Source organism: Pseudomonas sp. LBUM1668, assembly GCF_059695715.1.
The window spans coordinates 2,711,204-2,726,534 of the sequence record NZ_CP166787.1; the positions used below are offsets into that span (position 1 = coordinate 2,711,204).

General features: G+C 58.6%; 13 protein-coding genes. 5 read left to right on the top strand and 8 right to left on the bottom strand.

Annotated features, from left to right (window positions below):
* Positions 1-9: 9 nt before the first annotated feature.
* From ACA061_RS12275 to ACA061_RS12285, 3 genes are all read left to right on the top strand, one after another.
* The gene (locus tag ACA061_RS12275) at positions 10-285 is read left to right on the top strand and encodes a DUF2798 domain-containing protein (RefSeq protein WP_210554615.1); all 276 of its coding nucleotides are present in this window, start codon (positions 10-12) and stop codon (positions 283-285) included.
* A 214-nt stretch (positions 286-499) separates the two neighbouring features.
* Entirely contained in the window at positions 500-2,287 is a 1,788-nt protein-coding gene (locus ACA061_RS12280) for a thiamine pyrophosphate-requiring protein (RefSeq protein ID WP_497301706.1), read from the top strand.
* A gap of 132 nt (positions 2,288-2,419) precedes the next feature.
* On the top strand, positions 2,420-3,169 hold the full coding sequence (locus tag ACA061_RS12285; RefSeq protein ID WP_497301707.1) for a DUF72 domain-containing protein: 750 nt from the start codon (positions 2,420-2,422) through the stop codon (positions 3,167-3,169).
* 206 nt (positions 3,170-3,375) lie between these two features.
* Here ACA061_RS12285 and ACA061_RS12290 read toward each other — a convergent pair whose 3' ends face one another.
* The 8 genes from ACA061_RS12290 to ACA061_RS12325 all read right to left on the bottom strand — a co-directional run bounded on the left by ACA061_RS12290 (position 3,376) and on the right by ACA061_RS12325 (position 12,977).
* The gene (locus ACA061_RS12290) at positions 3,376-3,594 is read right to left on the bottom strand and encodes a hypothetical protein (protein ID WP_210554618.1); all 219 of its coding nucleotides are present in this window, start codon (positions 3,592-3,594) and stop codon (positions 3,376-3,378) included.
* Positions 3,595-3,840: 246 nt separating this feature from the next.
* Positions 3,841-7,086, bottom strand: coding sequence for a hypothetical protein (locus ACA061_RS12295; protein WP_497301709.1), 3,246 nt, complete (start codon positions 7,084-7,086; stop codon positions 3,841-3,843).
* 144 nt (positions 7,087-7,230) lie between these two features.
* Positions 7,231-8,910, bottom strand: coding sequence for an MFS transporter (locus ACA061_RS12300; RefSeq protein ID WP_497301711.1), 1,680 nt, complete (start codon positions 8,908-8,910; stop codon positions 7,231-7,233).
* Positions 8,911-9,102: 192 nt separating this feature from the next.
* The gene (gene phnE, locus ACA061_RS12305) at positions 9,103-9,870 is read right to left on the bottom strand and encodes a phosphonate ABC transporter, permease protein PhnE (protein WP_210702049.1); all 768 of its coding nucleotides are present in this window, start codon (positions 9,868-9,870) and stop codon (positions 9,103-9,105) included.
* Positions 9,867-10,691 carry a PhnE/PtxC family ABC transporter permease gene (locus tag ACA061_RS12310; protein ID WP_497301712.1) on the bottom strand — a complete coding sequence of 275 codons (825 nt, stop codon included), beginning with the start codon at positions 10,689-10,691 and terminating at the stop codon, positions 9,867-9,869. Before ACA061_RS12310 ends, phnE begins: the two co-directional genes overlap by 4 nt.
* Positions 10,685-11,482, bottom strand: a complete 798-nt coding sequence (locus ACA061_RS12315) for a phosphonate ABC transporter ATP-binding protein (RefSeq protein ID WP_497301713.1) — start codon at positions 11,480-11,482, stop codon at positions 10,685-10,687. The genes ACA061_RS12310 and ACA061_RS12315 overlap by 7 nt, the downstream gene beginning before the upstream one ends.
* Positions 11,479-12,342 (bottom strand): putative selenate ABC transporter substrate-binding protein, encoded by an 864-nt coding sequence (locus ACA061_RS12320; protein WP_497301714.1) that lies wholly within the window; start codon positions 12,340-12,342, stop codon positions 11,479-11,481. The genes ACA061_RS12315 and ACA061_RS12320 overlap by 4 nt, the downstream gene beginning before the upstream one ends.
* Before the next feature lie 233 nt (positions 12,343-12,575).
* Positions 12,576-12,977: a RidA family protein gene (locus ACA061_RS12325; RefSeq protein WP_497301716.1), complete on the bottom strand. Its 402-nt coding sequence runs from the start codon at positions 12,975-12,977 to the stop codon at positions 12,576-12,578.
* Between the two features lie 114 nt (positions 12,978-13,091).
* Between ACA061_RS12325 and ACA061_RS12330 the strand changes: the two genes are divergently transcribed.
* Both ACA061_RS12330 and ACA061_RS12335 read left to right on the top strand, forming a co-directional pair.
* The gene (locus ACA061_RS12330; RefSeq protein WP_150615816.1) at positions 13,092-13,985 is read left to right on the top strand and encodes a LysR family transcriptional regulator; all 894 of its coding nucleotides are present in this window, start codon (positions 13,092-13,094) and stop codon (positions 13,983-13,985) included.
* 123 nt (positions 13,986-14,108) lie between these two features.
* Positions 14,109-15,269: a radical SAM/SPASM domain-containing protein gene (locus ACA061_RS12335; RefSeq protein ID WP_210554625.1), complete on the top strand. Its 1,161-nt coding sequence runs from the start codon at positions 14,109-14,111 to the stop codon at positions 15,267-15,269.
* Positions 15,270-15,331 lie beyond the last annotated feature (62 nt).

The following is a 15,331-nucleotide window of genomic DNA, read 5'->3' on the forward strand; positions in this document are numbered from 1 at the left end:
AAAAGCCATATGAATCAAAGAACAAGCTCCGACGCCCTGTATGTCAGCCGCCGCAAGCTGTCAGCACGTGCCACGCCCTACGTGTTTGCGTTGTACATGGCGACGATCATGGCGTTTCTGATGTCGCTGGTAATCACCGCCGCCAATTCCGGAATTGATAACGACTACCTGAGTAATGCGCTGCACGCATACAAACTGGCGATGCCGGTGGCATTCCTGTGCATCCTCTTCGTTCGGCCCATCGTGATCAAACTGGTGGCGATGACGGTGCATCCGCATCGTTGAAGTCTCGTTTTTCCTAAACCCACTCAGGGGGTTAGGGCCGCTTCGCGACCTAGCTGGAGCGAGCTCCCTCGCCACAGGGTGGGTGGCGCTGTCGTTCAGCTTCATGGGAAAAACAATCGAAACTTCGCCATCCACCCGACTGTCCAGACCCTTACAACTTCCGGCGGATGCGCTGCCGGAAAGCTTCATGCACCGGTGAAAGGCGAGGCACACGATGACGATGACAGTAGGAGATTTTCTGGTTGAGCGGCTCAGCCAATGGGGCGTCACGCGGATTTTTGGTTATCCGGGCGACGGCATCAATGGCGTGTTTGGCGCGCTCGATCGAGCCAAGGGAAAGATCGAATTCATACAGGCGCGCCACGAAGAAATGGCCGCTTTCATGGCCTCGGCGCATGCCAAATTCACCGGTGAGCTGGGAGTGTGCATCGCCACTTCAGGCCCCGGCGCGTCACACCTGATCACCGGCCTCTACGATGCTCGGATGGACCACATGCCAGTGCTGGCGATTGTTGGTCAGCAGGCGCGCACCGCGCTGGGCAGTCACTACCAGCAGGAACTGGATCTGGTGTCGATGTTCAAGGACGTCGCTGGCGCTTTTGTGCAGCAGGCATCGGCGCCATCGCAGGTCCGCCATTTGCTTGATCGCGCGGTGCGCACGGCGATTGGCGAGCGCCGCGTCACTGCGATCATCCTGCCCAATGACTTGCAGGATCTTGCCTACGAGGCACCGGCCCGTGCGCATGGCACGGCGCATTCCGGTGTCGGCTACAGCAAGCCGAAAATCATGCCTTACGAGGCAGACTTGCAGCGTGCGGCGGACGTGCTGAATGCCGGGGAAAAGGTCGCGATTCTGGTAGGCGCTGGTGCGCTGGAAGCGACTGACGAAGTTATCGCCGTGGCTGAAAAACTCGGCGCCGGTGTCGCCAAAGCACTGCTCGGCAAGGCCGTGCTGCCCGACGATTTGCCGTGGGTCACTGGCAGCATCGGCCTGCTCGGCACCGAGCCCAGCTACAAGTTGATGACCGAGTGCGACACCTTGCTGATGATCGGCTCGGGGTTCCCGTATTCAGAATTTCTGCCCAAGGAAGGCCAGGCGCGCGGCGTGCAGATCGATTTGCAGCCCGACATGCTCAGCCTGCGGTATCCGATGGAAGTCAATCTGCAGGGCGACGCGGCAGAAACACTGGCCGCGTTGCTGCCACTGCTCGAACAGAAAGCCTCAGGCAAATGGCGCAAGAAAGTCGAAGGGTGGCGCGGCACTTGGGAGAAAACCCTGGAAAAGCGCGCCATGGTCAAAGCCAAACCGATTAATCCGCAACGGGTGGTGTACGAGTTGTCGCCGCGCCTGCCAGATCAGGCGATCGTCACCAGCGACTCCGGTTCGTGCGCCAACTGGTTTGCTCGCGACTTGAAAATCCGCCGCGGCATGAAATGCTCGCTATCCGGCGGACTGGCTTCGATGGGCGCCGCGGTGCCCTATGCGATTGCCGCAAAATTCGCCTTTCCCGAACGCTCGGTGATCGCACTGGTAGGCGACGGCGCAATGCAGATGAACAACATGGCCGAACTGATCACCGTCGCCAAATACTGGCGGCAATGGGCGAGCCCGAAATGGATCTGCGCGGTGTTCAATAACGAGGACCTCAATCAGGTCACGTGGGAGCAGCGGGTGATGGAGGGTGATCCGAAGTTCGAAGCGTCGCAGAGTATCCCCGACGTGCCATACCACTTGTTCGCCATTTCCATCGGGCTGAAAGGCATTTTCGTCGACCGCGAAGAAGACGTGGCGGGCGCCTGGGAGCAGGCACTGGCCTCGGACGTGCCGGTGCTGATCGAGTTCAAGACTGACCCGAACGTGCCGCCATTGCCGCCGCACATCAAGCTTGAACAGGCGAAGAAATTTGCCACGACGTTGCTCAAGGGCGACCCGGATGAGGCGGGCATTATCGTGCAAACCGCCAAACAGGTATTGAGTTCAGTGCTTCCCGGCAAAAAGTAACCTGAAGGCCAGCCAGGCCCCTGTAGGAGCTGCCGCAGGCTGCGATCTTTTGATTTTGTTTTTTCAAGATCAACAGATCGCAGCCTGCGGCAGCTCCTACACGGGGCGACGCAATATCTGGAGAGGATCGATTTGATTTACATCGGCTGCGCAGGCTGGAGTCTGGGGCGCGAGCATTGGCCGGCGTTCCCGGTTGAAGGTACGCACCTGCAGCGCTATGCCGCGCAATTCAACAGCGTGGAAATCAACAGTTCGTTCTACCGTCCCCATCGCCGCCAGACCTACGAGCGCTGGGCCGATTCGGTGGCGGACGGCTTTCGCTTTTCAGTGAAGATCCCCAAACACATCACTCATGAACTGCGCCTGGCCGGCAGTGAAACGGCGCTCGATGCGTTTCTCGAACAATGCAGCGGCTTAGGCGATCGCTTCGGGTGTTTGCTGGTGCAGTTGCCACCGTCACTGGCTTTTGATGAAACCATTGCCGAAGCGTTTTTCAGTGCATTGCGCCAGCGCTTTGCCGGGGCGGTGGTGCTTGAACCGCGTCACGCATCATGGGTTGCTGCCGAACCGTTGTTGATCGCTCATCAGATTGCGCAAGCGGCGGTCGATCCCTCACGCATCCGCAGTGACTCGTCTCCGGGTGGCTGGACCGGCATTCAGTATTGGCGATTGCACGGTTCGCCGCGCATTTACCACAGCGCCTACGATTTGCCGTATCTGCAAAGACTTGCGCAGACGTTGCAGATCGCAAGTGCCGAAGGTGCCGCGGTCTGGTGCATCTTCGACAACACCGCCAGTGGCGCCGCCATCGGCAATGCGTTGACTTTGGCGAAGGAGCTTAACCAGTACGCGGCCCTGACGCCGTCGAAGCCCTCACCCTAACCCTCTCCCAGAGGGAGAGGGGACTGATTGAGTTGATATCGAGAGTTTCACCGACCTGAACGATCGCGTTGATTTCAAGACCTCAAGCCATGAGAGCTGAGTGGAGCCGAAGTTTTGAACGGCATGAAGATCGGCTCCCTTTCCCCCCTCTCCCTGAGGGAGAGGGTTGGGGTGAGGGGGAAAGTCCAACTGACACCGCAAAAATCTCAGTTCCCGTCCGCGACCTTGCGCTCAATCTCATCGACTTTGCGCTGCAGCTCTTCAGCATCCTGCTCTTTAACCCGAGTGGAGGAAGGCGTGATGACCTCGTCCACAGCCTTGGTGTCATCGTCCCTGTCCGCCAGATCTCGCTCGACCACATTTACCGGCTTTCCGGACGTATCAGTAGGCGGGGCGTTCGGGTTTTTGCTGTCGTTGCTGTTCATATCGCTGACCTCCATTGGTGTAAACATTGGAGGGTGTCGCAAAGCAGAGCGTTCGATATTTCTGCAAAATGATGAATCAAAGGTGCAGGAATGTTGCGACGTGGCCATGGCCGTGCTCGATTTGTCTGCCAAGATCGACAGCCACAACATGGAGCTTGCCTTGGGGACCCGGTGCTGACTGTTCCTTACATCCCCCAAATGAAATCTCTATTCCTGCTTGGTCCGTTTACTGTTTGTGAGAGTTCGTTAAATCACAAATGTAAAATGATCGAGTAAATAGGCGTCATTCCCGCCGCGAATTTCTATTGCTGTTATCCCGGTATAGGAACCCTCCATCCTTACCAACGTAGATGGAGTTTCTGATTGAGTGAATGGCTTAGACCCGAGGACAGTCCCACCGCTATAAAAATAAACAGAAGTGGTACTTTTTGTTTGGTTGTACCAAAAGCTCACTTTGGAAAACGATGTTTTGAAGTCGAGACGGATAGTTGTCTGTACTCCCGAAATCGTGTCCAGAAAAAGCACATTGTTTTCCATTTTTCCCGGTTGAGGTAAGGGTTTTGGGTAAGGAATGACTGCTCTGCTGAGTGCGATAATTCTTAAAGTGGATTGTTGAGTCATCACTCGCATAGTCATGAGAGGCGTTTCAATACGCCCCCCAATTCCAATGGACTGCTCAGGAAGCTTATCGAAGTTCTCCTCTAAAGCCGCAACCTCGAACGTTCGCGGCGTGGACGCCGGGCCATCGCCATACAAGGCAAGCGCGGTGAGGTTGTAGGCTTTCACGCTTAATGAACTGACGATCTGGCTCCAGTCGCCGCTGCCATTCGAGGACGGTTCATGCAGTGTGCTGTTGCCATCGCGCAAGCGGATTTTCTGGCTTGGACTGGCCTTGCCGCTAACGGTGACGGTACGGTCAAAAGTAGTGCCTCCGTTCGCGACTGTGCCTTTGGTGTCGGTGACATTGGCGATGGTGGGCGTGACAGTTTGGGCAACGGTAAGCGTGCGTAACGGCGACGCCGGGCCATCGCCATACAAGGCAAGCGCGGTGAGGTTGTAGGCTTTCACGCTTAATGAGCTGACGACCTGGCTCCAGTCGCCGCTGCCATTCGAGGACGGTTCATGCAGTGTGCTGTTGCCATCGCGCAAGCGGATTTTCTGGCTTGGACTGGCCTTGCCGCTAACGGTGACGGTACGGTCAAAAGTAGTGCCACCGTTCGCGACTGTGCCTTTGGTGTCGGTGACATTGGCGATGGTGGGCGTGACAGTTTGGGCAACGGTAAACGTGCGTAACGGCGACGCCGGGCCATCGCCATACAAGGCAAGCGCGGTGAGGTTGTAGGCTTTCACGCTCAATGAACTGACGACCTGGCTCCAGTCGCCGCTGCCATTCGATGACGGTTCATGCAGTGTGCTGGTGCCATCGCGCAAGCGGATTTTCTGGCTTGGACTGGCCTTGCCGCTAACCTTGACGCTTTTGTCGAATGTGACGCCGTTGTCGGGGATTTCGACTCCTTTGGCATCGACCACCGAATCGATCGTCGGCGAAACCCGGCCAGCTATCAGCAGATCGAGCGTTTCCGAATACTCATACCGACCAGTGGAGGCTCGCCGCAACACATAACTCACCTTCACTGTTGTTCCGATGTTGGAAGCCACGAACTGTTTATCCAACCTGAATCGCAAAGGCTGGCCTTCGATCACTGTCGTAATAGTCACCCTGTCACTGGTACTGCCTTGGGGATTATCCGCGCGCCAGTAGTAAGTGAGGATGTCATCCTTGGCGGTCTGCGCCTCGATCAATAAGTGAACCGGGTCTTTGGACGGATCCAGCATATCCGGCGGATCGGCCTCCTCGACCACTGGCACTGGCAGCGTGGCACGGATTTTCTCGACCTTGGCCAGCAATGGTTCGGACTCACTGACGCCGTAGAGCGCCACTTGGTCGTTGGACACCCGGTATGAGACATCGAGGGTGCCATTGTTGAGCACGCTGATGTGCTCATTGTCGACATGCAAGGTGACGATCCCTGCCTTGGCGTCGTTGTCGCTGACGATATGCTCAACTGGGTGCGCATACGGGGTACCGTTGGATCGCGTGCCTGTCCACCTCAGGTTGATGACGTCGCCGCTGCGTATGCCAAGGTAACTGATGCCCACGGTGGCGCGAGCTTCGTCTGGCGCCAGAATGTTGCCCGACAGCTCACGAATGGTCGGCTCTGGCAGCATCAAAACGTCACCCACTACCTGGGCGAAGGTGCGCTTGGATGAAAGCAGTGGCTCGCCATTCTGTCTCTTCAACACATATGAAGCATCCGCCCGACCCATGGCGATGGCTCTTATATGTGCATAGGGCACTTTCAATTCCAGAATGCTTGGAATACTGACAACAATTTTCGACGTTGAATGTATCAATGGCTTACCGGCCGCGGGCGTGCCGATGAAGGACAAGGTCACGGTGTCGCCTAGAGTGAAATCCTCGGGCTGCACATGGACCTGAACCGTGACATCCTCTTTCTTCAGATTCTTGATGGTAATGATGCCGTTGATCGATTCTTTGATCACGGGCGCCTCCAGGCGCCAGCCACCGGCATCAACGCGCACGCGGTTGGATTGCGAATGCCGGACCGCCCAGTTCCAGACCACATCGTGAATGTTATAGCGCACTACCAGCGCGTCACTGTCTCCCCCGGCCAGGATGGCTGCCTGGTCGGCGATGATCACGATGGGGTTTTTCCCATCGACCTCATCCTGCGTAACGGTATGGGGTGCAAGAATGTTATTGGCGCTCCCCCAATGCACCAGAATCGTGTCACCTAATGCCATTTCCGGGTAGAACGGTATGGTTACAGGTACACCTTTCTTCGCCCACTCGGCATCAATACCTTGCTGCACGACGTCTTTGGGCAACTGCGCCGGATGCAGTTCGGAATGGCCGTCCGGCAGATGCGGCGCCTTATCCCGCCCTCCGGGACGCGTGAGTTTGACCAATAATCGCAACGCCACAGAAGGGTCGTCCGGGGTGCTTTCGCCGAATCGGGTCAGCTGGTAATAGCACTCTTCAACCCAGCCCGGTTGGGCGATTGTCTTGGGTAGATAAAACAGCAGTTGTTTATTGACTTCGTCCGGTTGCACCTTCCCGGAGTACACGATTTGCGCGCCCCAGTGAACGTCATACTGATCGCCCAACTGCATCCCGATATACGGATTGATTGCACACAAAATGCCGGCGTCGTTGTCCTCGACTACATCGAGATTGATGCCGCCATCACCGTCCGCCAAGGGGCGCACCATGCCGGCTATCAGCAGGGGGCGCATTGCCAGCGATGAGTTGTCGTCGTCAAAACGCGGGAACAGAGAGGTATTGCTGGAGGGGATGCCGGAGTTACGGGCCTGTAGTGCGCGAACACCTTCAGCGTTCGAAGCTGTGTTTGTGTGACCGCCGGCAGGCTGAGGGTGGCTGCTGTTTTCGAGAAACTCATTGGCGGACATGATCAGGAACTCCGTTCAGAAAGGTGACGGAGTGATTGAACGTTGTATGGGAAAAATGCGCACCTGTCAGATCTGACAGGTGCGCAAGGTTTTTCGACGAACGGTAGGAGGCGAGAATCTGCGTCGGCTCCCGTGGGGGCAGAATCAGTCCTTGAGAATGTCGCGATCCTTGGTTTCCGGCAGGAAGAACGTACCGAGTATCGCCGTCATCACTGCAATCACGATCGGATACCACAGCCCGTAGTAGATATCACCGGTGGCCGCGACCATCGCGAAAGCCACGGTCGGCAGGAAGCCGCCGAACCAGCCATTGCCGATGTGATAGGGCAGCGACATCGAGGTGTAGCGGATGCGGGTCGGGAACAGCTCGACCAGCCACGCCGCAATCGGGCCGTACACCATGGTCACGTAGATCACCAGAATGGTCAGCAGCAGCAACACCATCGGGTAATTGGTTTTCGCCGGATCGGCTTTCTCCGGGTAGCCCGCTTCCTTCAGTGCGCCACTCAGGTTGGCGGTAAACGCATCGTTACGCGCCTTGAAGTCAGCGGCGGGCAGGGTGCTGCCCTCGAAACTCTCGATGACTTTGTCGCCGATGCGCACCTGCGCCACGGTGCCGGGCTCGGCCTCGACGTTCTCGTAAGGGATCGCCCGTTTCGCCAGCAGGGTCTTGGCCAGGTCGCAGGAACTGGTGAATTTGGCCTTGCCCACCGGGTCGAACTGGAACGAGCACTGATCGGAATTGGCGATCACCTTGACCGGGTTTTTCTCCTGGGCGATGAACACGTCGGGGTTACCGTACTGGGTCAACGCATGGAAGATTGGAAAGTAGGTCAGCGCCGCCAGAATGCAGCCGACCATGATGATCGGCTTGCGGCCGATACGGTCGGACAGGCTGCCGAAGATCACGAAGAACGGCGTGCCGATCAACAGTGATCCGGCGATCAACAGGTTGGCGGTTTGCGGGTCGATCTTCAGCGTCTGCAACAGGAAAAACAGCGCATAGAACTGTCCGGTGTACCAGACCACCGCCTGGCCGGCCGTACCGCCGAGCAGCGACATGATCACCACTTTGAGGTTGTCCCAGCGCGCGAAGGATTCGGTCAGCGGCGCCTTGGAGGCCTTGCCTTCAGCCTTCATCTTCTGGAACACCGGCGACTCGCTCAGTTGCAGGCGGATGTACACCGAAACGATCAGCAGCAGGATCGACAGCAGGAACGGAATCCTCCAGCCCCAGGCTTCGAACGCTTCGGTGCCCAGCGCGGTGCGGCAGGCGAGGATCACCAGCAGCGACATGAACAGGCCTAGGGTCGCGGTGGTTTGAATCCATGACGTGAAGAAACCGCGTCTGCCCGGTGGCGCGTGCTCGGCCACGTAAGTCGCCGCGCCGCCGTACTCACCGCCCAGCGCCAGGCCTTGCAGTAGCCGCAGAGTGATCAGAATCACAGGCGCGGCGACACCGATAGTCGCGTAGCCGGGCAGCAAACCGACGATGGCCGTGGACACACCCATGATCACAATGGTGATCAGGAAGGTGTGTTTGCGCCCGATCATGTCGCCGAGCCGGCCAAACACGATGGCGCCGAACGGCCGTACCGCGAACCCGGCGGCGAAGGCGAGCAGGGCAAAGATGAACGCAGTGGTCTCGTTGACGCCGGCAAAAAAGTGCTTGGCGATGATCGCGGCCAGTGAGCCGTAGAGGTAAAAGTCGTACCACTCGAACACCGTGCCCAGGGACGAAGCGAAGATGACCTTGCGCTCCTCCTTGGTGATGCCGCCGCTACGGGGTGGACTGCCTGAGGATGTCGTGTCGATTGTGGCCATGGGTGTACTCCGTCGTGCTTGTTTTTTTGTAGGCCGGAGTCCCCCAATACCGCTTTATTGCACCCTGGCCTTGTGGCGTATGCCGCAATTGCTGTCGCGTGAAACCTGCACAGTCTGACCGCCTCGCCGGTGTGCGAGGTTTCCTGAAGCATAATCAGCTTCTGGCAGATATCCACTCGCCAGCATTGGCACCTACGCCTTGACCCAGCGCTGGCGGCTCCATGCACTCAGCCAGTCCACCGCAAACACCAGCACCAGCATCGCCAGAATCACCGTACTCGCCTGCGCTTCCTGAAACAGGCTGAGGCTTACATACAACATCTGTCCCAAGCCGCCCGCGCCGACGAAACCCAGCACGCTGGCCATGCGAATGTTGTTTTCCCAGCGGTACAGGACGTAGGCGAGCAGTTGTGGGGCGAGGTTGGGCAGGGTGCCGTAGCAGAAGGCGAGGACAGGGTTGCCGCCCTGCAAGCGGATCGCTTCGGCCGGTTGCGGCGGGGTGTTTTCCAGTGCTTCGGCGAACAAGCGGCCAAGCACGCCGGTGGTGTGCAGGGCGAGGGCCAGCGTCCCGGCGTTCGGGCCCAGCCCGGCGGCGAGCACCATCAACGCGGCCCAGACCAGTTCCGGAATCGCCCGCAGACCGTTGAGCAGCAGGCGCGAAGCACTGCGCAGCGGCCAACCGAAACGCCCGGCAGCGGGCAGGGCGAGGACGATGCCCAGCAGCGCGGCGAGCAGGGTGCCGAGCGCCGACATGGCCAGGGTTTCCAGCGAGCCATGGAGGATCGCTTTCAAGTAATCGGCGCTCAGATCCGGGCTGAGAAAGCGCTGCACGTACGCGCCCATCTGTTTCAGGCTGGTGGCAGTGCCCAGTTCGCCGAGGTCGAGCCCCAAGTAAATGAACGAGGCGATGACGGCCGCGCCGATGCCGGCGATCAGCAACAGATTGATCAGACGGTTCATGTCAGCCTCCAGCGCAGCAAGCGGCTGAGTTGATCGGCCACCAGCACCAGCAGCAGAAAGGTCAGCAGAATGCTCGCCACTTCACCGCCGGCAAACATACGGATCGACAGGTCGATTTGCTGGCCCAGGCCACCGGCGCCGACAAAGCCCATCACCACCGAAGCGCGGATCGCACATTCCCATCGATACACCGTGTACGAGAGCAATTCCCCGGCGACATTCGGCAGGATTCCATAAGCAAAACTCGCCAGTCGACCGCTGCCCGACTGCAACAGCGCGTGCGCCGGACGCTGGTCGGTGGATTCGAAAATCTCTGCGTAGACCTTGCCGAGCATGCCGCTGTAAGTGATCGCAATCGCCAGCACGCCTGCCGCCGGGCCGAGGCCCACGGCGCGCACGAACAACAGCGCCCAGACGATTTCCGGCACGCTGCGCAGGAAGATCAACAAGCCGCGAATCGGCCAGCGCAGCAAGCGGCCAAAACGACTGGGCACGCCACCCCCTGAAGCGGCAGAAAGCGATAAAGCGCGGCTGGCGAGCAAACCAGCGGGCACCGCCAGCAACAACGCCAACGCCATGCCCGCCGTGGCGATCGCCAGGGTTTGCAACGTGGCTTTGAACAACAACTGCAAAAAGGCTTCATCGTGAGCGGGCGGCCAGAACTGTGCGACAAACCGGCCCATTTCATTCTGGCTATCGGGCAACAGCACGCTCAAATTCAACTCGCTGAGTTGTATTCCCGGCCACAGCACCGCAATCGCCAAGACCGTCAGCAGCAGACGCGGCCACGCCGCAGGATCGCGTGAATCGGCTTTCAGCATCGCGGAATCTGCACAGGCAAAGGCGCAACTGCCGAGGGCGGCGATTGCAGATGTTCATTGGCGTACAGCGCGTCGAGCATGTCGTGGCTGACTTGATCGGCAGGGCTGTCGAACAGAATCTGCCCGTCACGCAAGCCGATGATGCGCGGGAAGTGCGACAGCGCGAGGTCCACCGCATGCAGGCTCGCCACCAGCGTGACGTTATGTTCGCGGGCATGGCGCGACAGGACCGTCAGCGTGTGCCCGGCCATGACCGGATCCATCGCCGAAACCGGTTCATCGGCCAACAGAATCTCCGGCGCCTGATACAAAACCCGGGCGATGCCGACACGCTGCAGCTGGCCACCGGATAATTGCTGGCAATGAGCGAACAGCTTGTCGCCCAGGTCCAGTCGTGCCAACGCCGCGCGAGCACCGGGCACGTCGAGTGGATGCAGCAGGTTCAGCAAACTTTTGCCCAAACTCCATTGCCCGAGTTTGCCGGCCAGCACCGCCGTGACCACGCGCTGGCGCAGCGGCAGGGGCGGCGCCTGATGCACCAGGCCAATACGCGCGCGCAGGCGTTGTCGCTGGCGGGCAGACAAGTGCCAGGCGCGTTCGCCGAGCACTTCGACCTCGCCGCTGCTGGGCCGCAGTGCGGTGGCCAGCAGGTTGAGCAAACTCGATTTACCGGCCCCGGACGGGCCGATGATCGCGACTTGTTCGCCGACGCCAATCTGCAAGTCGACGCCGCGCAGGGCATCGACTCCATTGGCGTGGCGCAAGCTGACGTGGGTGAGGCGTAGCGTCATTTCAGCAGATCGGCAGCGCGGGCGGCTTCCTCGATGCCCTTGTAGTTCTCAGGCTTGGTGTCGATGAATTTGCTGGCGGCCTGCAGATCAAGGATCTTCTTCTGTTCCGGGTTGGCCGGGTCCAGATCAAGGAAAGCTTTTTTGATCTTCGCTGCCAGCGCCGGGTCGAGAGTGCCGCGCACGGTCCAGTTGTAATCGAAGTAGGGTGGGGTGGTGGCGAAGACTTTGACCTTGTTGGTGTCGACCTTGCCGGCGTCCACCAGTTTCTGCCAGACGCTGGCGTTCAACACACCGGCGTCGACCTTGCCGGCCTGCACCCAGGCAACGGTGGCGTCGTGGGCGCCGGAGTAGGCGACGCGGCTGAAATACGCCTCGGGCTTGATACCGTCATTTTTCAGCATGAAATAACGCGGCATCAGGCTGCCGGAAGTCGACGACACGGAACCGAAAGCGAAGGTCTTGCCCTTCAGATCGGCCAGGCTTTTGACGTTCGGGTCGGCGGTGATGAATTTGCTGGTGAACTGCGCATCCTGCTCGCGCTGCACCAGCGGAATCACCGGGGTGGTAGCGTCGGTCTTCAGGCGTGCCTGCACAAACGTGAACCCACCCAGCCAGGCCATGTCGAGACGGTCGGTGGCCAGTGCTTCAACCACTGCCGGGTAATCGGCTACCGGAACGAACTGCACCTTCATGCCCAGTTGCTGTTCCAGATACGCACCCAGCGGCTCGAACTTGCGCAGCAGTTCGGTCGGGGCTTCATCGGGAATGGCGCTGACCCGCAACACATCAGCGGCTTGCGCTGCCAGCGCGGAAAGGGACAGGGCCAGGCCGGCCGTCAGTGCCAGGGTTCGTTTGAGCATGGAATTCTCCGTTTCGTGAGCGTCAAAGTCGAAGCGCCGCCGTTGTGCAGTCGAGGCTGGGCGCAAAGTCAGGTTAGACGAAACGGCGAGGTTATACGCATTTGAGGGTTTAAAGGCCAGCACACGATATTTGCGTTAGGTTTCACCTGTAGGAGCTGCCGCAGGCTGCGATCTTTTGATCTTGTTTTTAAAAGTCAAAAGATCGCAGCCTTCGGCAGCTCCTACTCGGGTGATCACTGGGTGTCGGGGAGTTTGGCGATCACCTTGATCTCGAAGTCGAAACCATACAGCCAGGTCACGCCGACGGCGGTAACGGTCGGATGCGGCGCATCGCCCCAGAACTCCGTCAAAACGACATTCCAGATCGTCTCGAACTTCGATTGCGGATCAACCATGAAAAGGGTGACGTCGACCACATCCTCGAACGTGCAACCGGCCTCGTCGAGAATCGTATTCAGGTTAGTGAAAGCCTGACGCACCTGGTTCTGCAGATCCGGCTCCGGCGTACCGTCCTCAGTACTGCCGACCTGGCCCGAGACAAACAGAAAACCGTTGGAGCGGATCGCCGGCGAGTAGCGATGGCGCTCGTACAGGGTTCGGCGTGCAGGTGGGAAAACAACATCGCGCTGCGTCATGGGGTGTCTCCATCAGTGAGGTGATGGCCCGACTTTAGGGATTTGCAGGCGCGCGATAAACGCGCAAGCTTGGCGTTAACTGTTTGCAAATTCCAAACAATCGGAAGCCGGGTAATGGACCGTTTTGATGCAATGCAGGCATTTGCGCGGGTGGTCGAGGCGGGGAGCTTCACCAAAGCCGCTGAAACCCTGCACATGAGCAAGACCACCGTGACACAACTGGTCCAGCAGTTGGAGGCACGATTGCGCGTGAAACTGCTCAACCGCACCACGCGCAAGGTCAATGTCACGGCTGACGGTGCGGCGTATTACCAGCGCGTGATCAAGTTGCTGGCCGACATGGAGGATGCCGAAACCAGCCTGCCCGGTGCCTCGGTGTCGCCCAGTGGCCGCTTGCGCGTGGACGTGCCGAGCCCGTTCGCTCGCTTGATTCTGATCCCGGCATTGCCTGAGTTTCACGCGCGGTATCCGGATATCCAGATCGACATGGGCGTCAGCGATCGCATCGTCGACATCATCGATGAGAACGTCGACTGCGTGGTGCGCGGCGGCGAGTTGCTGGATCAGTCACTGATGGCGCGCAAGGTTGCAGACCTGCAACTGGGCGTGTTTGCCGCGCCCGGCTACCTCGCTCGCGCCGGCACGCCGATGCATCCGCAGGAACTGGAAGACTCCCATCATCGCGTGGTTGCGTTCCTCTGGGCGCGTACCGGCAAGCCGATGCCGTATGCACTGCATAACGATAAGCAAAGCCTGCATGTCAAAGGTCGCCATGTGTTGGCGGTCGACGACGGCAATGCTTACCTTGCGGCGGGTCTGGCTGGCATGGGCGTGCTGTGGCTGCCGAGGTACATGTCCGACGTCCCGGTGGCACGCGGTGAGCTAGTGCCGCTGTTCGAGGGCTGGCAACTTGAATCGATGCCTCTCTACATAGCGTATCCGCCGAACCGCCATATCAGCTTGAAGTTGCGAGTATTTATCGATTGGGTTGTGAAGTTAATGGCTTAGCAGGCGTGTGGTGCGCTTTTTGCTTGGAGGTGCGCTATGTCGTCAAATAACTAACACATCCGGCAACCCGAAAGCCTGCGGCGTTGACCAGAGTAGCGTTGAGCTCAAGGAGCTTTACTCATCATGAACATGTACATCGATATCGTCGGCGCCTGCAACCTGAGCTGTCCTTCTTGCCCGATGGGCAACTCGGAAAACCTCAACTTCAAAAAAGCCATGCAACTCGACATGTTTCGGCAGATCGTCGAGAAAGCCAAACGCGAAGGCGTTCGGGCGATTTTTCTCTACAACTGGACTGAGCCTTTGGTGCATCCGAAGATCGGCGAGTTCATCGAGATCATCAATGCCGCCGGCATGAACAGTGGCGTCAGCACTAACCTGAATCTGGCCAAAAACATGGAAAAAGCCTTGTTGGCCGAGCCAGGTTTCTTCCGTATTTCGCTGTCAGGTTTTTACCAGGAGACCTACGCGAAGGGGCATGTAGGCGGGGATATCGAAGTTGTAAAACAGAACATGATCACCCTGAGTGAGCTTGTACAGCGCCATGGTCTGAACACCCATGTCGAGGTTTATTACCATCGCTATCTGGACAACCTGGCAGAAGAAGCACTGATGCGCGAGTTCAGTGAGCGTCTGGGCTTCACCTTCAGCACGGGTTATTCCGTGATGATGCCGCTGGAGAAGGCGCTGGCCATTGTCGAACGCGATCCTTCCGTGACCGACACTGACCACGAGACCCTGAAAAGGCTGGCATTGCCGCCTTACGATGATCTGGTCAATGTCGTACAACACTTCCACAAGCAAGCGTGCACACTCAAAGATAACTGGCTGGTGATCGACTGCAACGGCAATACAGTGCTTTGCTGCACCATCTTCAATCAAAGTGAATATCAGGTCGGAAAGTATCTGGACATCAATGTCGACGAATTGATGAAGCGTAAAAACACGCAGAAAAACTGTGTCGACATGTGCAATCGGTGCGTGAAGAAGGGCATGCACATCTACGCGATGTACCCAGGGCAGGGCGCGCTTGAAAGTCATGCAATCAATCGCATGATCGATTTCCAGCAGCGCACGATTGCGGGTTTGCCGATTGATAGTGAGCAACTCGGTCGGGCCGGTGAAGTCAGTGCGCAAAACTTCGATGAAGCCCAATACCTTCAACTGAACGACGACGTCCGGCAGGCGGTTCGCACCGGCGCTTTCACCAGCGGCTATCAACACTACGTGCTCTTCGGTCGCCTGGAAGGGCGAGTGGGCGCCGGTCTTTTTTCTGCGGTGTAAACGCCGTCAGGATGCCCCCGCCAGCCGCAGGCGTGATTGACTCCGGCGCGGTTCAGGCCAAC